General features: G+C 59.7%; 19 protein-coding genes. 9 read left to right on the top strand and 10 right to left on the bottom strand.

From position 1 onward, the window contains the following. Positions 1–238 precede the first annotated feature (238 nt). The 8 genes from ACA063_RS04715 (at position 239) to ACA063_RS04680 (ending at position 8,950) form a co-directional block, all read left to right on the top strand. On the top strand, positions 239–1,144 hold the full coding sequence (locus tag ACA063_RS04715; RefSeq protein WP_497664961.1) for a LysR substrate-binding domain-containing protein: 906 nt from the start codon (positions 239–241) through the stop codon (positions 1,142–1,144). Between the two features lie 310 nt (positions 1,145–1,454). Next, positions 1,455–2,546, top strand: a complete 1,092-nt coding sequence (locus ACA063_RS04710; protein ID WP_497664960.1) for an ABC transporter ATP-binding protein — start codon at positions 1,455–1,457, stop codon at positions 2,544–2,546. Positions 2,547–2,637: 91 nt separating this feature from the next. Further along, on the top strand, positions 2,638–3,750 hold the full coding sequence (locus ACA063_RS04705; RefSeq protein ID WP_497664959.1) for an ABC transporter substrate-binding protein: 1,113 nt from the start codon (positions 2,638–2,640) through the stop codon (positions 3,748–3,750). A 10-nt stretch (positions 3,751–3,760) separates the two neighbouring features. After that, entirely contained in the window at positions 3,761–4,633 is an 873-nt protein-coding gene (locus ACA063_RS04700; protein WP_497664958.1) for an ABC transporter permease, read from the top strand. A 7-nt stretch (positions 4,634–4,640) separates the two neighbouring features. After that, a complete protein-coding gene (locus tag ACA063_RS04695; RefSeq protein WP_162437351.1) occupies positions 4,641–5,468 on the top strand; it encodes an ABC transporter permease in 828 nt (275 codons plus the stop codon). A 79-nt stretch (positions 5,469–5,547) separates the two neighbouring features. Then, positions 5,548–6,048: a hypothetical protein gene (locus tag ACA063_RS04690; protein ID WP_497664957.1), complete on the top strand. Its 501-nt coding sequence runs from the start codon at positions 5,548–5,550 to the stop codon at positions 6,046–6,048. 209 nt (positions 6,049–6,257) lie between these two features. Next, positions 6,258–6,962 carry a hypothetical protein gene (locus ACA063_RS04685; protein ID WP_497664956.1) on the top strand — a complete coding sequence of 235 codons (705 nt, stop codon included), beginning with the start codon at positions 6,258–6,260 and terminating at the stop codon, positions 6,960–6,962. Positions 6,963–7,528: 566 nt separating this feature from the next. After that, the gene (locus ACA063_RS04680; RefSeq protein WP_497664955.1) at positions 7,529–8,950 is read left to right on the top strand and encodes an aminotransferase-like domain-containing protein; all 1,422 of its coding nucleotides are present in this window, start codon (positions 7,529–7,531) and stop codon (positions 8,948–8,950) included. Between the two features lie 217 nt (positions 8,951–9,167). Here ACA063_RS04680 and ACA063_RS04675 read toward each other — a convergent pair whose 3' ends face one another. The 10 genes from ACA063_RS04675 to ACA063_RS04630 all read right to left on the bottom strand — a co-directional run bounded on the left by ACA063_RS04675 (position 9,168) and on the right by ACA063_RS04630 (position 18,400). Next, positions 9,168–9,968 carry an N-acyl homoserine lactonase family protein gene (locus ACA063_RS04675; protein WP_497664954.1) on the bottom strand — a complete coding sequence of 267 codons (801 nt, stop codon included), beginning with the start codon at positions 9,966–9,968 and terminating at the stop codon, positions 9,168–9,170. A gap of 14 nt (positions 9,969–9,982) precedes the next feature. Beyond that, positions 9,983–10,942, bottom strand: a complete 960-nt coding sequence (locus tag ACA063_RS04670) for a diiron oxygenase (protein ID WP_497664953.1) — start codon at positions 10,940–10,942, stop codon at positions 9,983–9,985. Positions 10,943–11,009: 67 nt separating this feature from the next. Further along, positions 11,010–11,768 (bottom strand): TauD/TfdA family dioxygenase, encoded by a 759-nt coding sequence (locus tag ACA063_RS04665; RefSeq protein WP_497664952.1) that lies wholly within the window; start codon positions 11,766–11,768, stop codon positions 11,010–11,012. Between the two features lie 21 nt (positions 11,769–11,789). Then, entirely contained in the window at positions 11,790–12,662 is an 873-nt protein-coding gene (locus ACA063_RS04660) for a branched-chain amino acid aminotransferase (RefSeq protein WP_497664951.1), read from the bottom strand. Between the two features lie 24 nt (positions 12,663–12,686). Continuing rightward, positions 12,687–14,027 carry a KamA family radical SAM protein gene (locus ACA063_RS04655; protein WP_497664950.1) on the bottom strand — a complete coding sequence of 447 codons (1,341 nt, stop codon included), beginning with the start codon at positions 14,025–14,027 and terminating at the stop codon, positions 12,687–12,689. Positions 14,028–14,057: 30 nt separating this feature from the next. Continuing rightward, positions 14,058–14,702, bottom strand: coding sequence for a glutathione transferase (gene yfcF, locus ACA063_RS04650; protein WP_497664949.1), 645 nt, complete (start codon positions 14,700–14,702; stop codon positions 14,058–14,060). Positions 14,703–14,875: 173 nt separating this feature from the next. Further along, entirely contained in the window at positions 14,876–15,361 is a 486-nt protein-coding gene (locus ACA063_RS04645) for a cupin domain-containing protein (RefSeq protein ID WP_497664948.1), read from the bottom strand. 83 nt (positions 15,362–15,444) lie between these two features. Further along, complete coding sequence (locus ACA063_RS04640; RefSeq protein ID WP_497664947.1) at positions 15,445–15,939, bottom strand: RidA family protein; 495 nt, start codon at positions 15,937–15,939, stop codon at positions 15,445–15,447. Between the two features lie 37 nt (positions 15,940–15,976). Then, the gene (locus ACA063_RS04635) at positions 15,977–17,257 is read right to left on the bottom strand and encodes an ATP-grasp domain-containing protein (protein WP_497664946.1); all 1,281 of its coding nucleotides are present in this window, start codon (positions 17,255–17,257) and stop codon (positions 15,977–15,979) included. Positions 17,258–17,299: 42 nt separating this feature from the next. Then, positions 17,300–18,400, bottom strand: a complete 1,101-nt coding sequence (locus ACA063_RS04630) for an MFS transporter (protein ID WP_497664945.1) — start codon at positions 18,398–18,400, stop codon at positions 17,300–17,302. A 149-nt stretch (positions 18,401–18,549) separates the two neighbouring features. Between ACA063_RS04630 and ACA063_RS04625 the strand changes: the two genes are divergently transcribed. Next, positions 18,550–19,968 (top strand): aminotransferase-like domain-containing protein, encoded by a 1,419-nt coding sequence (locus tag ACA063_RS04625; RefSeq protein WP_497664944.1) that lies wholly within the window; start codon positions 18,550–18,552, stop codon positions 19,966–19,968. The last annotated feature ends 35 nt before the right edge of the window (positions 19,969–20,003 follow it).

Raw genomic sequence — 20,003 nt, 5'->3', positions numbered from 1 at the left:
TACAGTCACTGGCGGAATGCGACCTTAGGCAAACACAACCCCTGTGGCGAGGGAGCTTGCTCCCGCTGGGTTGCGCAGCAGCCCCAAACCCTGATGACTCCATCGCGTCAGATATACCGGTGATACCGGTTTTGCGACTGCTTCGCAGTCGAGCGGGAGTGAACTCCCTCGCCACAGGGGATCACGCTTGCACTTATGAATGCAGACCTGTTTCTTCCACTTTTCAACGGGATGATTTATGCGTTTTCCATCGATGACAGCCCTTCGCGCCCTGGACGCGGTCGCCCGTCTCGGCAGCGTGTCGGTCGCCGCCCGTGAACTGAACCTGACGCGCAGCGCCATCAGTCACCAGATCAGCAAGCTTGAGGAATGTGTCGGCTTCGCCCTGACCGAGCGAATTGGCCGGGGGATTGGCCTCACCTATCAGGGCGAACGCTATGCGCGTGAGGTGCACGGGATTTTGTTGAACCTGCTGGACGCTGGCCAGCTGGTCGACGACCAGGAGATTTCCGGGCGGTTGTGCGTCAGTTGCGCACCGGGTTTCGCCACTTATTGGCTGTGTCACCACATCGGCGCGTTCCTGCGGCAATACCCGCAAGTGCAATTGCAGCTGATCTCTCCCAGGACTCCCGACGACATCAATAACCCGAGTGCCGACCTGTTCATCGCCTATGGCATCGGTGACTGGCCGGAAATGGTCGTGGAAGAAATCGTCGCCCTGCGCTTCTTCCCCGTGTGCAGCCCGCGATTGATCAATGCCTTGAGCGGCCTGAAAAACCCGCAGGAACTCAGCGGCTACCCACTGCTGCACATGACGGACTATTCGGACTGGCGCGTCTGGCTGACCGCCGCTGGTGCTTCCGGGGTGAACGCGGTCAGCGGGATCCTGTTCTCCGATGCGCATTGCGCGCAGTCGGCCTGCATCGCAGGACAGGGCATCGCTATCGGCGACAACCTGATCAGTGGCGATGCCCTGTCCAAAGGCCTGTTGGTGCGCCCTTTCGACATCACCATCGACCTGCACCGTGGCTATTACCTCGCCGCCGACCCGCAAAAAGCCGAGCGCGCGGTGGTCCAGGCGTTCAGCAATTGGGTCAAGACGCAGTTGCAGTCGTCCCATCAGACCTGGCAGGACACTTTGTAACGCAGATCCCTGTAGCAGCTGGCGAAGCCTGCGTTCGGCTGCGCAGCAGTCGTGAATTCTAAGCATGCGGTGTTTCAGAAAGAGTGCATCGCCTGATTTCACGACTGCTTCGCAGCCGAACGCAGGCTTCGCCAGCTGCTACAGGTAATCGTGAGCAGCCCTAAGGAAATGAGTAATAAAACTAACCAATACCTGCAAAATAATTCCATTGATGTAGCGATATTTTTAACAATAATGAGCCCAAAGCCCCTGTCGGATTGACATCCGTCCTCGCACGCCCTGGGGCAAATAAAAAAGAGGAACTCTCATCGTGTCCAGCCGTTCAGCGGTTCAGCTCAGTGCACAAGGCATCAGCCAGTATTACGGTCGTTTTGCGGCGCTGGATAACGTCGATCTGGACGTTCGCCAAGGCGAATTCCTGACCCTGTTGGGCCCGTCCGGTTCGGGCAAGACCACGTTGCTGATGATCCTGGCCGGCTTTCTCAGCCCGACGTCGGGCAAGCTGATGGAGCAAGGCGTGGACATCATCAAGCGCCCTGCCGAGAAGCGAAACTACGGCATGGTGTTCCAGGGCTACGCGCTGTTCCCGCACATGAGCGTCGCCGATAACGTGGCCTACCCGCTGCGTATCCGCAAAGTCGCCGCCGAGGAACGCCAGCGTCGGGTCAAGCACATTCTTGAAGTGGTCGGCCTGGGTGCGCACATGCACAAGAAACCGTCCGAACTGTCGGGCGGTCAGCAACAGCGCGTGGCGATTGCCCGGGCGCTGGTGTTCGAGCCGGAACTGTTGTTGCTCGATGAGCCGCTGTCGGCCCTCGACAAAAACCTGCGCGAACAACTGCAGACCGAGCTGCAGCGCATCCACCGCCAGGTTGGCACCAGCTTCGTGTTCGTGACCCATGACCAGGGCGAGGCCCTGGCGCTCTCGTCGCGCATCGCGATTTTCAACCACGGCAAATTGACCCAGGTCGACACGCCGGAAAATATCTACAACCGCCCCGAGAGCCGGTTCGTCGCCGAATTCCTCGGCAAGATGAATCTTTTTCCCCTGGCGGACTTGACCCGCAATGGCCCGACCGCCACCGGTCGCTGCGGCAACAGCGTATTGCACGCCCTCGCCCCCAACCCGTTGAGCGCTCAGCCGACCGTGTTGGCGGTGCGCCCCGAACACATGGAATTGCACAGCGACTGCCCGACCCGTGACGGTTACAACGTCATGCCCGCGCAACTCACCGACAAGGTTTACCAAGGCTCCAGCACCCACCTGGCCCTCAAGGTCGGCAACGATGCCTTGCCCGTCAACCTGTCCGTCCCTGGCAATCATCCGGGCGCGCTGATGCCCAGTGGTGCGCCGGTGTGGCTGAGTTGGCCGGTGCAGCAAAGCTTCCTGCTACAGGCCTGAAGCCGGTAACACCATGCGTCAAAAAGCTCTCTCTCCTAACGACAACAAAAAGGCCACTGTCCGAAGGACACCCGCCGACTGAGGACTTGCAATGAGCCAGGATCATCAACGCGACTGTATTGAAGTGCTTATCGAAAAGGCCCGTGGCGGGCAGATCAACCGTCGTACCTTCATGCAGGCCATGGGGTTGCTCGCCGCCGTGCCGCTGGCGCTGCGCAGTGGCATCAGCTGGTCGGCCGACAAGCCGTTGGTGGTGGTTAACTGGGGCGGTGACGCACTGAACGCCTTCCGTTCGGCATGGACCGAAACCTTCACCAAAAACACTGGCATCCAGGTGCGCATCGACGGCGCCGGGCCGACCGAAGGGGCTATCCGTTCGCAGTTGGCCAGCGGTCAGCCGAGCTGGGACGTGGTCGACGTCGAAAGTTACAGTGCCATCGTCCTGGGCAAGGAAAAGATCCTGCAACCGCTGGACTACAACGTGATCAAGCGCGACCTGGTGGCCCCGGCGCTCTCCTCCGATCACGGTATCGCCAGCTACCAGTTCAGCTACGTGATGGCCTGGGACAGTGAAAAATTCGGCGATAATGGTCCCAAGACCTGGGCCGATTTCTGGGACGTGAAGAAATTCCCCGGCAAACGCACCTTGTACAAATGGATGAACGGGATGCTGGAGGCAGCGTTGCTGGCCGACGGTGTGCCGGCTGATCAGCTGTACCCACTGGACGTCGCCCGGGCGATGGCCAAGATCGATGAGATCAAGCCCCATGTGCTGTCCTTCTGGAGTTCGGGTGCCGAAAGCCAGCAACTGATGGTGGATGGCGAAGTGTCGATGGGTGCGATCTGGCATACCCGCGCCAAGCTGCTCGCCGAAGACACCGACAACCGCGTGCGCTGGAGCTTTGACAACGGCTTCATCAACTCCAGCAGCTGGGCGGTGTTGCAGGGCAACCCGGCGGGTACGCAACCGGCCATGCAATTCATCCAGCAGGCGCTGCAACCGGAAGGTCAGCTCAAGTTGTTCGAATTGCTGGGCAACGGTCCGTCGAACAGCGCCACCGAGAAATTGATGTCGGCTGAGCAACTGGAAGCCAACTGCGCGTCGGCCGAGAACCTGAAAAAGCAGATCGCCCTGAACGCCCAGTGGTACGCCGACAACTACTCGAAAACCTTGGAAACGTACCTGACACGGCTGTCCAAGTGAGCCATCGACCATGACGACAACCCTGACCTCAACCTTGACTGCCCCCAAGCCCCGATTCAGTTCTCCGGGCGTGGAACGCGGTTTGCTCCTGTTTCCGCTGCCAGTGTTGCTGCTGGTGTTCTACGTGCTGCCGTTTCTGGGTGTGGTGGGCTGGAGCTTCTCCTTGCCGACACCGGGCATCGAGCAATACGAGCGCATCGCCACGGACCCGGCGATCCACGACATGCTGTGGCGCACCCTGCGCCTGTGCATGACGGTGAGTTGCCTGGCGTTGCTGATCGGCTATCTGCTGGCCTACTGCTGGGTGTTCAGCCCACCGTTCTGGCAGCGCGTGGTGGAGATCTGCATCTTCATTCCGTTCTGGATTTCCGTGCTGGTTCGCGCCTTCGGCTGGCTGATCGCCCTGCGCAGCAACGGTGTGCTCAACAATGGCCTGATGGGCATGGGGCTGATCGACCAACCGTTGCAGCTGAGTCGCAATGAAATCGGTGTGGTCATCGGCATGCTCCACGTGATGATCCCGTATGCGGTGTTCCCCCTGCTGTCGAGCATGCGCCAGCTGGATCAACGCATCCTCATGGCTTCCCGCGGCCTGGGTGCCGGCCCGCTGCGCACCTTCTGGCAAGTGCTGTTGCCACAGACGCTGCCGGGCATGCTGGGCGCCTTCATCATGGTCTTTGTGTTCTGCCTGGGCTTCTTCATCACGCCGGTGCTGTTGGGCGGCGGGCAAACGGTGATGATCGCCGAATACGTGTTCCTGCAAATGTTCCAGACCAGCAACTGGGGCCTGGGGGCTGCACTTAGCGTGGTGTTGCTGGCGCTGGTCAGTGCACTGATCTGGGTGCTGCTGAAAATCACCCGCGTGAATCGACTGGTCGGCTGAGGTCATTATGAATACCCATCGCACAAGCCTGAGTACGCGGCTGCTGGCCGTGATCGCCATGGCCTTCATGCTGTTCCCGTTGCTGACGGTCATCCCGGTGTCTTTTACCAGCAAACGCTTCCTGTCGATGCCGGAAGGCAACTGGTCGCTGCGCCATTACGAGGCGCTGGTCAGCAACCCCGACTGGTTCCATGCCATCAGCCAGAGCCTGACCATCGCCTTCGCCACCAGTGTGATCGCCACATTGCTGGCGGCGAGTTTCAGCCTCGGCATCTGGTACCTGCGCTCAAAATGGGCCACGGCGCTGATCGGCCTGGTGCTGTTGCCCATGGCTATTCCGCCGGTGATTTCGGCACTGGTGCTGTACTTCATGGAAACCAAGCTCGGGCGCTTCGCCCCGGGAATGGGCTACGACACCCTGACAGGCGTGGTGATCGCCCACGTGATCATGGTGGTGCCTTACGGCGTCGTCACCATGATGGTGGCGCTGAGCCAGATTGACCGGCGTATCGAACTTGCCTCGCGCAACCTCGGCGCCAGCCTGATGCAAACCACGTTCATGGTGATCCTGCCGAACCTGAAACTGGGCATCGCTTCCACCGCGCTGCTGGCGTTTGCCCTGTCGTGGGAAGAAGTCGCGGTGACGCTGTTCATCACCAGCGTCAACGTGGACACGCTGCCGAAACGGATCTGGAGCGGTCTGCGCGATAACGTCGATCCAAGCGTGGCCGCCATCTCCGTGCTGCTGATCTCGCTGACCTTGCTGGTGCTCATCGGGCGGCTGGTGCTGCAGCATCTGGCCGACAAACGCGCGCAGAAGTTGCTGCATCCGTGAAGGTGTCGGGGAAATAGTCGGCTGTTTCGTCGCAGCACGACTATTATCCCCGCACATTTTTCGACATGGACGCGTCACGATGTTCAACGCCCTGCAACACACCCCGCTGTGGGTTTATGCGATCTTTGCCCTGCTGTGCTTCTTCGGCATCAAGGCCCTCTCCCCGACTCGCGAAAGCAAAACCTCCTTGTTGATCACCCCACCGATTTTGCTCGGCTGGTCCTTTTATTCGCTGAATCTTTCGCTGCATCCCGCATTAGCGACAGGTTTCTGGCTGATCGCCGTGCTGGTAGGCAGCGCTGCCGCCCTGCTGATTTTTTCCAGCAAGAACGTCGCGCTGGATGACACGGGAACCGGATTGATCCTGCCAGGCACGATGAAGACGCTGGTGCTCTACCTGCTGTTCTTTGCGGTTAACTACTATTTTGGCTACGAGGCCGAGGTTCACCCGGCGTACTCGGCGACACTCCCCATCGTGTTGCTCAAGGCTTGTGCATCAGGCGTGGCCAGCGGTTTGTTCTGCGGGCGGTCGATCAGGTTCTATCAGGTGTTCCGCGCCCTCAAAACCGCCCCCCTGTAGGAGCTGCCGCAGGCTGCGATCTTTTGATCTTAAAAAACAGGATCAAAAGATCGCAGCCTGCGGCAGCTCCTACAGTGAAACGCGGCAATCTTTTGTCCGCCCGCCTGTTCAACCGTGACAACTGCGTCGCTGTCCAATAGATTAGGCGGCCTGAAAAGGCCCTGTGCTTTCTCGCCTCATCCCAAGTTAAAAGAAGTAGTGAAATTTCAATGTCCGATTCCAACACCGCTGAATCCGTAGTCACCTTGTCGTCCAAAGCGGAATACGAAAACTCCATCAATCTTTCACAGCACGTACCCCAGGCCAAGACCATCGCCGAGATGGTCCTGGATTCGTTCCAGTCCACCCGTGAAAGCGACCAGATCCGCGAGCTGCGCACCGCGATTCGTCAGGCTCACGACAGCTTCGACGACGACAAGGCCTACGAATTGATGGGCGAACTCAAGCAACTCAAGGACGCCGAAGCGGCCGACATCGCGGCCCTCGAAGACCTGAGCGGCAAGTTCCCGATCAGCCGCATCCTGTCCAGCTTCAAGGACGACCCGGCGTTCCAGGAAATCGTCTACGGCCTGGCGCTGAAAGTGCTGAACCAGACCCATCAGGCCATCAGCAACCCGAGCAGCGGCAAGAGCAAGACAGCGCGGGCAAAGAAAGACGTCGAAATCTTTACCATCAGCAAGGACGGCGTAAGCGTCACCCTGCCGATGCGTACACCGCGTTCGCGAATGAACGTTGATCGCGAAGCCCTGGAATTCCTGGGACTGACTTTCGTCGGTGAAGGTGAAGAAGCGGAGCTGGAAAGCGAGACTTTCCTGGACAATGCCGGGAATGAGCAAGCCAGTAACCGCAAGAACATCATCACCGCGCTGCAGCAACAGACAGCGTTCGATGGCTACACTATCGCTGCGCAGTAACCCGGACACTTAGTATTTGTGGCGAGGGAGCTTGTCGGACCGCCGCACCGTCCCGCTGGGCTGCGAAGCGGCCCCCAGTTGAGAGCTCCACATATTTGTGAGTGCTACGCACTCAAGCGCGAGCAAGCTCGCTCGCCACAGGTGTCTGATTAGCCACAGATGTCTGGTTAGCCACAGGTTCCTGACTAGCAGGGCGACTGCTGCGCAGCCGAACGCAGCCTTCGGCAGCTGCTACAGGGATCGTATAACCGGCACAACGCTTCATGTAGCAGCTGGCGAAGCCTGCGTTGGGTTGCGAAGCGACCCCAGGGGGGCAACGCCGATATCGCGATATCTGCAGATTTCTGGCAAGCCACAGATTTTTCGTTAACTTCAGTACCCCTTCAGCCCCGCCCTCGTGCGGGGCTTTTTATTGCCTGCGAATCCGGCAGGACCGCGATTCCTGTTCCAGTATCGACAGCAGGACCAACACTTCCCTTAACCCTTGAGCGCCACGGGTCCGCCTGCGGGGAGCGTCATCTCACTTTCCAGCCCAAGACCTCAGTGGTGCGATTGCTGAGGTCGTCATGAACACAACGCCCCTTTACCGTCAGTTAGCCCACCACTACCTCGACGCGATCCGCAGCGGCACCCTGAAAACCGGAGAGCGCTTTCCCTCCATTCGACTGATGATGGAAAAACACGCCGTCAGCCTGTCGACCGCCGTGCAGGTGTGCCGTGAGCTTGAGGACTACGGGGTACTTGAAGCGCGTCCGCGCTCCGGCAACTACATCCGTCAACCGGAGAACGTGCCCAAGCCCGTGCCTCCTGCACCGCTGGACACCGGGGTGTACGTAGGCATTCACGAGCAGGTGTCGTCGGTGCTCAAGGCTGGCCAGCGGGCGAACATCAAGGTCAACTTTGCCAGCGCCTACTGCGCACCGGAACTCTATCCCCTGAAGGTTTTGCAGGACCACATGATCAAGGCGCTGCGCCAAAATCAGCAATTGCTCGGAAAACCCGGTTCGACCTGCGGCAACCTTGCGCTGCGCAATACCCTGGCCCGGCGCGCACTCACCGCGAAGACCAACGTGAGCGCCGAGAAGATCGTGATCACCCACGGTGCGACCGAGGCGATCAACCTCGCCTTGCGCGCCGTCACCCAACCCGGCGACACCGTGGCCGTTGAATCGCCGACCTTTTACGGCTTGCTGCAGATTCTCGAAAGCCTGAACCTTCGCGTGCTGGAAGTTCCGGCGACCGCGCACTCGGGGATCAACCTGTTTGCGCTGGAAAAACTGCTGCTCGGTCCCGAAAGGATTCGTGCGCTGATCGTCATTCCCAATCTGCAAAATCCGTTGGGCAGCATCATGCCCGACGCCAACAAGGCACGGCTGGTGCAACTGTGCGCCGAGTACCGCACGGTGCTGATCGAAGACGACACCTATGGCGACCTGGTGGACACCGATCAGCCCCTGTCCACGCTCAAGCACTGGGACCGCACCGACAACCTGATCTATTGCGCATCGCTGAACAAAACCCTCGCTCCGGGCATGCGACTGGGCTGGATCAGCGCGGGCCAATGGCACGAGCGCGTGGAAATGCTCAAGCACACCCAGTCCAGGGGCTGCGAAGCGTTGTCGCAACTGGCGGTCAGTGCGTTCATGAAAACGCCGTCCTATGAACGTTACCTGCGCCGGCTGAGGAAAACCCTGACGCAGCAACGCCAGCAGATGAGTGCGGCAATCCTGCACTATTTCCCCTCGGGTACCTGCGTGAGCAACCCGCGAGGCGGCACCTTGTTATGGGTGGAGCTGCCGCACCGGTACTCATCGATGGTGCTTTTCCAGGAGGCTTTGAACGCCGGCATCCAGATTTCACCTGGGGATATCTTTTCCAACGCCAAGCGTTTCGATCATTTCGTTCGCATCGGTTGCGGCGCGCCGTACTCGCCGAAAATAGACGAAGCACTGGCGACCCTCGGCCAGATCCTTAAACACCAACACTAACCCTGTAGCAGCCTGCAAGTATCTCTGTAGCAGCTGCCGAGCCCGCCCTTGTGGCGAGGGGATTTATCCCCGTTCGTCGACGCAGTCGTCGCAAAACCTGCGCACTCGGTATGTCTGATTCATCCAGGTGGTCTGATTTGGGGTCGCTTCGCAACCCAACGGGGATGAATCCCCTCACCACAAGGGCAGGTTCGGCAGCTCCTAAAGGGAAATCAATTCATATCGGTGGGTTGTGCAGGCAGATGATGTGCGGATCATCGTTCCAATGGGGAAAGCGCTCGGCGATCAGCGGGTCGTGGCCGGGAATGACGTGGTCTTCGCTGTCCGCCAGGCTGTCGATCAGGTTGAAGGCTTCCAGGGTCTGGGCCAGGTCATCGAGGATCGGAAACGGACTGCGCTGGCGAATGTTCGCCCACAGATGCGCAGCGTCCGAGGCCAGCACGATCCACCCGCGCGCGGTGTTCACCCGCACCACCTGGCTGCCCGGCGTATGCCCGCCGACCGGGTGCAGGGTCACGCCCGCAACCACCTCGACACTGCCCGAGTGCAAGCGCATCCGCCCTTCGAATAACGGCGGCAGGGCCGACATCACGTCGCCCACCTCGTAGGTTTTGTTCACCGTGCGATGGGTCATTTTCGGTCCGGTGCAGAAGCGCAATTCCGCTTCCTGCAGGTGCACCGTGGCCTTGGGGAACAACCCGATATTGCCGGCGTGATCCCAGTGCAGATGCGTCAGGATCAAGGTGTCGACCTGGGCCGGATCGATGTCCAGTTGTCGCAGCGTATCTTCAGGCAAACGGTACATCTGCCGGTTGCGCCGATCCGCCGTGGCCGGTTGAAAACAGGTGTCGACCACGATGACCTGTTGCTCATTGCGGATAACCCAGAAGTAATAGTCCAGGGGCATGGACGCATTCGGGTCACCACAGCAGGCGTCGTACAGAAAATTTTCTCGAGCGGTGCGCTGGGCATTGGCGCCCACACGAATGGCGAACACTTCGTACTCAGGAACGGACATGCACACCTCCCGATTCAGGCCACAGCGGCCGCGTTGAGGGTCGGACGGAAGTCGAAATCGATCTCGTCGGTGATGCCCAGGTCCTGTGCAAGACGCAGCAGACCGCTGTAGTCACGCATGATCGTGGCGTTCTTGTTGCTCTCGCGAGTGTCGGCGATGATCTGACTCGCCGCCTCGACCCCGAGCTGCGTCAGAATCGCCTCCCACATCGAGTAGTCCTGGGCGACGAATGCACTGAGCGCTACCGACAACGTACGGGCGAAAAACAAACGCTGCGGTGGCTGCATGTTCGCGTACATCACCTTCGCCACTTCGGCGAGCACCTTGCTGTGAGCATATTCGTCGCGGTTATGCAGTTCGGCCACGCGACGGTTTTGCGGCTGGATACTGTGATCGTCCGCCAGCAGGTCCAGGTAGGCGTTGACGCTGATTTCGGCCACTACCGCAAAGGTGATGGCCGCCAGATCCCGTTGCCACTGCTCGGGCAATTCTTCACGCAATGCGACAAGGCGCAGGTAGGTCACTGACGGCGGCAAGTCCAGGTCCTGGTCCAGCGCCCGGTCCAGCCGGGTGCGCTCGATGGCACGCAGGTGCATCAGCGTGTGGTAGTGCTCGTCGATCAACGTCTGCTGCATCGCCTCGCGAAAATGCCAGTCGTCCTTGCCCAGGTACTGATTGGCGATGACGCTAAGCGCCGGGTTCACCACGTGCTCTTCGGCGGTGACCGTGCGCAGGTTGTAGCCGATCCAGCCCCAGGTCACGACGCTGCTCTTGAGCTCCTCGCTCAGAACCTGGAATGCCGGGTGATGGAAAAACGGCACCATGGACTCCGGATAATCCGGACGCGCCGGATCGAACGGCTCGCTGACCAGCGCCTTGTCCGGCGCACACACAGTGGCCCGTTTGGTCCACGCCTGATTGAGCCGCACGATCAATTGATGATCGACCTTGGCGATCTCGATGGCTGTTTGCATAACGCGATACCTGTAGGACGCGCACCCTGTTGGGGGTACGCCGATGGAATGATGGGCGACGGAAAAATCAGGCCAGCCAATAGCGGGTCAGGTTGCGCGCCGGGTCAGTGTAACGACTGCGGGCGTGGATCATTCGCCAGTTGTCCCAAATCAGCAGGCAGCCGTCGGGAATCAACACCGGCGTGTTGTGCTCCACGAAATAGGCTTCACCCAGTACGGCAAACCTGGCCAATGGCGTCGTGCTGTTTGTGACCAGTGATTGCTGTAGATGCTCCTTGGAGGGGTTTACATCGCCGTAGTGAAACTGGTTGTAACTGAAGCGGAAAATGTCCCCTTCTTCTGTCGGCGTCAGGATGTATTCCTTGACTCGGCGTTGTGCCGGTTCGCCGGGTTTGGCGGTGGCGACGAACTCCACCGGCGTGTCATCGATCCATTCACGCAGCTCGGGGTCCGCGTGTTCGAGAAATGCCAGAAACTTGATGCCGTCTACCAGACCGGTATGCCCACCGCCACACGTTGCCTGTTGATGACAATGCAACGCCAGGTAACGCGGCGGCGGTCCGTACACTGGCGCTTCGGTGTGCGGACCAATGCCGTTCATGCTCTGGGAATACGGCAGGTCTTCGTAACCGGGTTTGCGGGTGATCGCGAAAGCCATCTGCCCGTTGAATTGCGGAATGATCGGACCGAATGCCTGCAGGGTCCCGACAACATCATCGGCGAACTCGTCTGCGGTCAGCACGGTCCAGCCGCGGGCTGACAATTCCTCGTGGCGGTGCCCCAGTGAAACGTAAGGTTTAGACGCAACAATCCCTTGATCTGACATGGTGAAATTCCTGGCTGTTTATCAGGCGTTGACGGTTGAGGTGTAAGCGGCAATCAATTCGCTGCACGCGCGGCCCGGTCGGTACCGATGCTCATCGATGCTTTGTACCGGTGTGATTTCGGCCGCAGTACCCGTGAGAAAACACTCATCAAAGTCGCCAAGCTCCGTAGGAGGAATGACCCGCTCGAGCACCTGGTAATCCAGCGCCCTGGCCAGTTCGATCACGGTCTGGCGAGTGATGCCATTGAGGAAGCAATCCGCCAACGGCGTGTGCAGCGTCCGGTCTTTGACGAAGAACACATTGGCGCTGGTGGCTTCGGCGACTTGACCACGCCAGTCGAGCATCAGCGCGTCGTGGTAGCCGCTGTTTTCCGCGTCGTGCTTGCTCAGCGTGGCGATCTGGTAATGCCCCGACGCCTTGGCCTCAAAAGGACTACAGTCAGGTGGCGGCCGGCGCCACTCGGCGGTCTTCAAGCGAATACCCGCCATGCGCGCCGCCGGGTCGAAATAGCTCGGCCACTGCCAACAGGCGATCGCCACATGAACGCTGTTGAAGCGCGCCGAGGTGGAAATCATTTCGCTGCCGCGCCAGGCCACGGGCCGCACATATCCGTCGACGATCCCGTTGCGACGCAGCAATTCATGACTGGCCGCTTCCAGCGCTGCAAGCTCATACGGAATCACAAAATCCATCAGCGCCGCCGAGCGGTACAACCGTTCGCTGTGTTCGCGCAGTTTGAAAATCCTGCCGTTGTAGACACGCTCGCCCTCGTACACGGTGCTCGCATAATGCAGACCGTGGGAGAGCACATGCAGACGCGCCTGGGACCATTCGACAAACTCGCCGTCGAGCCAGATAAATCCTTCTCGCTGATCAAACCCAGCACTGCTCATATCCCTGTCTCCTTGAGAATTGCCCTACGCCGTTTCCAGCAGGACCGGTATCAACTCCGGCGCTGCCACGGGCTCGGTCTGAAAGAAAAACAAGCGCTCGCCAAACGCGGGGCGCAAGTCATCGAACCAGGTCACATGGGGATCGAACCGCGCATAAAAGACGCGCAATACCCATTGCGGATCGCGGGCCTGCAGAAACTGCAGGACGAAGACTTTTTCCCCGGCGACGGTTTCGATGCCGTTGATCAGCACCTTGCCGTAGAAGGTGCTCATGGACGGCCCGCGGACCGTGCGCGCCAGCCCGGAGACCGTGCGATACGCCGCTTGAAAAATCTCGAACGCCCGAGCCAATGGCATGGCGAAGTAATGACTGGGGCCGGTATCACGCTCGACGAACAGGTAATAAGGCACCGCCCCCAGCCGCACACCTTCAGTCCAGAGCTCGGCCCAATCGGCGGGGTTCTCATTGATGTGGCGAATCACCGGTGCCTGTATGCGCAAGGTTGCGCCGGTGGAGCGAATACGCTCGATGGCCTGGCGGGCGATGTCCTGGCGGATCTCGACCGGGTGGTTGTAATGCCCCATCACCGACAGGTTTTTCCCCGCAGCGACAATGCGTCTGAACAGTTCCAGGAGCTCCGGTGCGTCCTTGTCGCTGACAAAGCGCTGCGGCCAGTACGCTACCGACTTGGTGCCGATGCGAATGCTCTTCAGGTGCGGCAGATGCAGCAGCGGCTCGATGTAACCCGCCAGCGAACGGGTATTCATGATCATCGGATCACCCCCGGTTATCAGCACATCGGTGACCTCGGTGTGCACCCGCAAATAACTCACCAGTTCCTGGGATTCACGGGCGTTGAACTTCAGCTCTTCTTCGCCAATGAACTGCGCCCAGCGGAAACAGAAGGTGCAATAGGCGTGACACGTCTGACCGGCACCGGGGAAAAACAGTACGGTCTCGCGGTACTTGTGCTGAATACCCGGTAGGACTTTTCCGTCCAGGGTCACGCCGTTGTGCGTCAACTGCCCGGCCGGGTGCGGGTTCATGCGCAACCAGATCGCTTCGATCCGACGCTTGATGGCAGCGGTGTCATCCAGCTCGATGAGGTGCTTGAGCAAGGCGTACTCGTCCGGCAGCAACATGTCCTTGTGGGGAAAGGTCATGCGGAAAATAGGATCATCCGGGATGTTGTCCCAATCGATCAGCGTCCCCAGTACGTATTCGTTGGTGCGAAACGGCATGACCCGCGCCACTACGTTCATGGCCTCCTGCAGCGCTGGCGTGAGCCTGTGCCAGTACGCCGTGTCGCGAATGGTGCGTGAGTTATAGGGTTTGTATCTTGGCGATTCCGACATTCCCTGCATGGCAGCGCTCCCGATGTCTTCCTGGCGGTGTTAGTGGACAGCGGGCGCCGTGCGCTCAATGTCCATCCATGCACGGACGCTGTCGCGGTCCCACTGGCGCCGGACATAGGCGGCGAGTCGCGCGGGAACGTGATCGCCATTGGCGAGCAGACGGTTGAGCATGATTGCCAGGTCGGTATCGGCGATGCTCCAGTCACCAAACAGATGATCGGCGCCGCCCTTGAGCAACCGGTCAGCCACAAAGAACAGCCGGTCGACAGCCGCCAACGCGTCGTCGCTCAGGGGCGTGTCTTTTTTGCCGAAGTAGATGAGATCGGCCGGACGCTCTTTGCGAATGATCAACAGATCGCTGCGCAGCCATGCTTGAAGCTGGCGGGCCCGTGCGCGTTGCCGGGTGTCCAGGGGAAACAGGTTTTGCTGTTGTGGGGCAATTTCGTCGAGGTACTCAGCGATGGCTGAAGACTCCGACAGGGCGAAACCTTCGTGAACCAGCGTGGGGATCTTGCAGGTTAACGACAGATCACGATAACCCGGCTGATAGTTCTCCCGGGCTTTAAGATCGAGCGTCACGAGTTCAAATGAAAGTTGCTTTTCTTTCAAGGCAACAAACACTGACATCGCAAAAGCGCTGACAAAATCCGCACCAACATACAACTTTATTTTTGCACTTTCCATAGAGCACTTCCCCCTGCATAACGATATTAATTCGTTGCCATGGAAGTGATCGTAGTTAGTTGATTTGCTGCTGAACAGATACAGAAATTATCTGATTATATCGATACAGAAAATTCGCAGACGCAAAAAAAGGGAGTTCGGCAAATGCTGACTCCCTTCAGTGAAACGGTGCTTCAGGCTCGGCTGGTGATCAGCCCGTGGCTGTCCGCAAAATTCGACAGCAGCGCCATCTGCGGCATGTTGCTCAGGTTCAGCATCGCCAACGCTTCATCGGTCCTCGTGTTGATGAAGCCGTGCCGGGTCCAGGCCGGCACCAGCAACACATCACCCGCGCTGACGTCCACTTCGTCGGCATCGCCCAGCGTCAGCGCGCCGCGGCCCGCTTGAATGATAAACAGGTGCCACCAGGAATGCGCGTGACCGTTAAGCACGGCGCCGGGTTTCAGCCATTGCATGGCCATCGCCACACCGGGCATCACCTCGCATCCGTTGAGGCTGTTGCCGTGGGCCAGCGCCACGATGTCGACCTCGCTGACCTCCAGGGTCTGACGCATGTCTGTCAGCTCGGCCTCTTTCCATACCCGCGGGCTGACCGATTGATGGTGCAAACTTTCACGAAAGTCCTTATATGAAAAAAACGCGCCTTTAACGTTATTCATCACCACATTCCAACTTAGGCTGCCCACTGAATAACAGCACCTTAGGTTACTCATTCCACCCTGTAAAGCCGATCAACTAACACTTATAAAGGCGCTGGTCTCAGCGCGGCGATCACATCAACTTCCACTGCCGCATTTTTCGGTAATTGATAGACGCCGACGGTTGTCCGGGTATGTTTGCCCGCATCCCCCAATACGTGACTGAAGACATCCGACGCACCGTTTGCAACTTCACTGAGGTCGACAAAATCTGCTGTGGACTTCACATAAACGGTGACGCGAACCAGCGACTTGATCTTGTCCAGCGACCCGATGGTGTCCACGATCAATGCCAGCGCGCGCATGGCGCTGATGCTGGCAGCGGCCTGGGCATCACTGAGGCTGAGTTCCAGCCCGACACGACCGGGGTACTGGATTGCGCCGTTCATGCGTGGCACCAGACCGCTGATGTACAGCTCGTCGTGATGGCGAATCAGCGGGGCGTAATGGCCGCCGGCGGTGTTTTCACCATAGATGTCATAGCCAAGCTCCTTGGCCAGGTCGATGAAGCGTTCATCACAGGTCTTGTGCTCAATCATTACCAAACCCTCTAAATCAATAAGACAACAACGTGAATCAGCCGACAGCTCTGACTGGCGACGCCAGGCAGTTGACGCCGACACGGGACTCGATGGCTTCGGCCAGGCGCAGCAAATCATTGCTGAGTTGGTCGTAGTGCTCGCGGAACAAAACGATGTGGCCGATGAACGACGTGTTGTCCTTCACCAGTGCCATGACCGAGTCGCCGACACGCTTTTCGTAAGCGGCCTCGACCAACTCGATGTTCAGTTCCCGGGCCAGGGATTCGATGTCCGGCAGGTCTCGCAAAAGACCACCGGCCGGCGCTCTGAGGAGGCGAATGCCGCAATAGCCGCGTGCAACCGGGTCCTGCTGAGCGGTCTTGCCCTCCACCGCCCACCTGACCCAGTGTTCCCATGGGTTGAAGTCGACAAAGGCCAGACGTGCCAGGTCCCAGATGTGCATGCCGCCGGGCCGCATGTTGGTTTCCACCGCCGAAGTCAGCCCGTCGCGGCGCAGGAAAATCTCGTTGTGATAAGCGCCGTTATCCAGCGAAACCAACCCGGACATGTGCCGACCGGCAGCGGCCAGGCGCGCCTGTACACCCTGCGTCAACGGCGCGGGCACTACCTGTTGGATTTCTGCGCGAAAGGCGCCTTCTGTGGTGGTTTTTTCCGTGACCCAGGTGCTGCCGGCGACGTAATCCCAGCTGTATTCGCGAGCGGCGCGGACCAGCTCTTCCAGGACGATGCCACCCTCACGGTATGGCTTGAGCGCCTGCCATGCCTCGTCGCATTCGGACGGATGATGAATGACCCGGCAACCCCGGCTCGCGCCTTCACAGGCCGGTTTGATGAAGGCTTTGCCCCCCAGTTCAACGACCCGTTGACGCAGTTCGGCAAGGCTTTCGACCCGCGTGGAGAACACCGGACGGTAGTCGTCGGGCGCCGTATCGCAAGCAGCTTCAAGCTTGCGGAAGAACTGTTTATCCAGCCCGGCCCGGGCCTCGCCCGGCGTGATGCCGGGCAGGCCGTAATGGGTGGCCAGCGCCGCACCGAGCAACACGCCTCGATCGGAAAACGGCAACACACCAATCAACTTCCAGCGGTCGACATCCAGGCACCCGGCCACCAGTTCCAGTGATTCGGCAACGTCCTGCGGCGCCAGCGAAGCGCTGCAGACGTGATCCGCCACCTGATCATCCTCAGGTGAGATCCGCTCAACCACCAGGATGAGCCGGGCGTTGTAGAGCGTCTTGCAGAGGTCGCGCAACTTCTGGATATCGTGTACCCGATTGCCGTTGTACCCGACCACTACTACGCATGACGTCGTCTTCATGAAACCTCCGACCGGTGATGCAAAAAAAGCTAACGCGATGACTCAGTCGTGCAGTGATGCGCTGGATTTACGGTTGAGCCAGTACCAGGCGAGAATCCCGCCGGCGCCAATGGCAGCCAGCACCAGGGCGTTATAGGGGGCTGGCACGACACGCATAATCAGCACCGTCAGCCCCGCGCCGACGCCCAGGGACACTTCCTTGACGAACATGTTGTTCTGCTTGACCGAGAAGTAATCGAGGTAGCTGAACGCGCACTCGGCGACCGATAGCAGCGCCACCCAGATCAGTGCACCGACCAGCGTCTCGACATGGAAAGCACCCGGAGACGAGAGCACGGCAAAACCGCCAATGATGATCCCGATCACCGCGACCACTTTGAAACGCCCGGTGCGTTCGATGAGTTTCATTACCGGCATTTGTGCGAACACCACCACGGCGCTGTTGAGGATCAGCATCAGGCCGTACCAGGCCGGCAGCTCACCGGTCTTCAGCAGGATGGCCTGGGGCAGGATCGAGAACACGCCGAACAGCTTGATCCCCATGATCAGGCCGGCGATGACCCACGGCAGTTTGTTGCGCCAGCCACTGCCCGCCTGGCTGGCCGGACGGGCAGCTGCGGGTTGCGTGGTGAACGTCGCGCCCATGGCGATGGGCAGGCACAGCAGCACGAAAGCGGCGGCGCCGAGGAAAAACATCGTCGGGGTCAATAGCGGTGACAACAGGATCAGGCCGGCGACCAGGCTGCCCATGTTCATGGCGACCCGGTTGTAGGCCGCCCCCTCCCTGGTTTGCGCCGCTTCGCTCTTGATCAGGTAACCGACAATCGCGATGCCGTAGGCGAACAATGCCGCCGCAAACATCACCATGCCTTGATTACTGGTGATAGCCAGCAACACCAGTCCGAGGCCGGCGCACAGCAGCGTGACACTCAGGGAGCGACGTCCCAGCACCAGCAAAGTCAGGGGCAGAAGAAGCAACAAGGCTCGATAGCCGAGGGCGAGAATGCTGTTGGTGGCTGTGTCGAGCCAGACGTTCGCCTTGCCCAACACCGCAAACAGCGACACTGCCGTGATGATGCGTATCGTGAACAGGCGAATGTTAATCACCGGTTTGGCCACGGCGGCCGTTGTTTGAACACTCATGCAGCACCTCTGATACCAAGCAATTGCGGGGCCATAAGGCGCCCACAATCAAGAAAGTCACTAAAGCGATAGTAGGGAGAGAGGATTGTTTGCAGCAGAGCAAGTTCGTATAGAATCGAACGAACTTTACTGCTGGAGAGACCAGTAAAATGCAGGTTCAGCGAGCAGTGATCGCCGCCGTCGTGTTCCAGCCCGGAGTACCGCTGGTTCAGCAGATCGTCGATCAGTTGTCGGTAGCGATCAGCCAGGGCGGCTTGCCTCACGGGGCAAAATTGCCACCGATTCGCGAACTCTCCGACTTGATGAACGTGGGCAAGTCCACGGTGGTCGATGCCCTGGATCGCTTGCGGGCCAAGGGTCTGGTGGTGTCACGCCAGGGTTCCGGGCACTACGTTCACCGCACCAGCACCACGTTGAACACCGACACCGGCCCCGATCTGCAACCTCAAGATACCCTCAGCGTGGTCCGCCGCGCGCTGCTGCTGGACAACGGCGCCCTGCGCCCCGGCTGCGGTTTCCTGCCGACCTCCTGGCTGCCAGCCGATGAACTGCTCAAAGCGGTGCGCGGCACCTTGCGTGCGACGAGTCTGCGCATGGGCGAGTACGGTGTGGCCGGGGGGTATTTGCCGCTGCGCCAGGCCTTGCGGGTCAAGCTGTCGACCTTCGGCATCGACGTGCCGGTGGACCAGATCATCACCACCGCCAATACCATGCAGGCCATCGATCTGCTTATGCGCCTGCTGATCAAACCGGGCGACACGGTGCTGCTGGATGATCCGTGCTACTTCAACATGCACGCCAACCTGGCACTGCACGGCGCGAAGGTCATCACCATCGCTCGCGACTGCGATGGCATGGACCTGGAGGCCTTCGAGCAACTGCTGATCACCCACAAGCCCGTGCTCTACATGACCAACAGCACCCTGCATAACCCGACCGGGCATTCCTTTTCCCCGGCTCAGGTGTATCGGTTGCTGGAGCTGAGCCACCGGTACGGTTTCCATATTCTCGAAGACGACCTGTACTGCGACATTCAACAGCGCCGCACACCGCGACTGGCCGCCAGCGGGCTGGACAACGTCACGTACATTTCCGGTTTCTCCAAGACCCTGACGGCCAACAGCCGCGTCAGCTACGCGGTGCTGTCACCGCAACTGGCGGCACGCCTGGTCGCCCTGAAAATGGCCTGCGGCGGAGTAACGTCGGAGCTGGCGGAACACATCACCTGCACCCTGCTCAGTGACGGCAGCTACACCAAACACACGCGCCGCACGGTGGATCGGCTGTATGAATCCAACAGCCGGGTGACGAGCTGGCTGGCCGAAGCCGGGTGCTCGCTGTCGTCGTTGCCGGGAGAAGGATTGTTCATCTGGACGCGCTTGCCGGACGGCCTGCACGCCGAAACCCTCGCCCGCAAAGGCCTGGAAAACAACCTGGTCCTCGCCCCCGGCACCCTGCTCAGCAAAGGCACGGATGCCAGCCACTACCTGCGCTTCAACGTGGCCCACAGCGATCACACGCAGGTGCGGGAGCGGTTTTTTCGGTTGCTGGATACACCGCAGAAATAGCTGACCGCCATCCCTGTAGGAACTGTGTCGCACTT

Source organism: Pseudomonas sp. LBUM1643 (genome assembly GCF_059716215.1).
Note: the sequence above shows the minus strand (reverse complement) of the source record. Positions and strands in the feature narration are given on the sequence as shown.

Bases quoted from the DNA above. Each gene is read 5' to 3' on its own strand.
- ACA063_RS04715 (WP_497664961.1), top strand. From the start codon at position 239: ATGCGTTTTCCATCGATGACAGCCCTTCGCGCCCTGGACGCGGTCGCC.
- ACA063_RS04705 (WP_497664959.1), top strand. From the start codon at position 2,638: ATGAGCCAGGATCATCAACGCGACTGTATTGAAGTGCTTATCGAAAAG.
- ACA063_RS04700 (WP_497664958.1), top strand. From the start codon at position 3,761: ATGACGACAACCCTGACCTCAACCTTGACTGCCCCCAAGCCCCGATTC.
- ACA063_RS04695 (WP_162437351.1), top strand. From the start codon at position 4,641: ATGAATACCCATCGCACAAGCCTGAGTACGCGGCTGCTGGCCGTGATC.
- ACA063_RS04690 (WP_497664957.1), top strand. From the start codon at position 5,548: ATGTTCAACGCCCTGCAACACACCCCGCTGTGGGTTTATGCGATCTTT.
- ACA063_RS04685 (WP_497664956.1), top strand. From the start codon at position 6,258: ATGTCCGATTCCAACACCGCTGAATCCGTAGTCACCTTGTCGTCCAAA.
- ACA063_RS04680 (WP_497664955.1), top strand. From the start codon at position 7,529: ATGAACACAACGCCCCTTTACCGTCAGTTAGCCCACCACTACCTCGAC.
- ACA063_RS04675 (WP_497664954.1), bottom strand. From the start codon at position 9,968: ATGTCCGTTCCTGAGTACGAAGTGTTCGCCATTCGTGTGGGCGCCAAT.
- ACA063_RS04670 (WP_497664953.1), bottom strand. From the start codon at position 10,942: ATGCAAACAGCCATCGAGATCGCCAAGGTCGATCATCAATTGATCGTG.
- ACA063_RS04665 (WP_497664952.1), bottom strand. From the start codon at position 11,768: ATGTCAGATCAAGGGATTGTTGCGTCTAAACCTTACGTTTCACTGGGG.
- ACA063_RS04660 (WP_497664951.1), bottom strand. From the start codon at position 12,662: ATGAGCAGTGCTGGGTTTGATCAGCGAGAAGGATTTATCTGGCTCGAC.
- ACA063_RS04655 (WP_497664950.1), bottom strand. From the start codon at position 14,027: ATGCAGGGAATGTCGGAATCGCCAAGATACAAACCCTATAACTCACGC.
- yfcF (WP_497664949.1), bottom strand. From the start codon at position 14,702: ATGGAAAGTGCAAAAATAAAGTTGTATGTTGGTGCGGATTTTGTCAGC.
- ACA063_RS04645 (WP_497664948.1), bottom strand. From the start codon at position 15,361: ATGAATAACGTTAAAGGCGCGTTTTTTTCATATAAGGACTTTCGTGAA.
- ACA063_RS04640 (WP_497664947.1), bottom strand. From the start codon at position 15,939: ATGATTGAGCACAAGACCTGTGATGAACGCTTCATCGACCTGGCCAAG.
- ACA063_RS04635 (WP_497664946.1), bottom strand. From the start codon at position 17,257: ATGAAGACGACGTCATGCGTAGTAGTGGTCGGGTACAACGGCAATCGG.
- ACA063_RS04630 (WP_497664945.1), bottom strand. From the start codon at position 18,400: ATGAGTGTTCAAACAACGGCCGCCGTGGCCAAACCGGTGATTAACATT.
- ACA063_RS04625 (WP_497664944.1), top strand. From the start codon at position 18,550: ATGCAGGTTCAGCGAGCAGTGATCGCCGCCGTCGTGTTCCAGCCCGGA.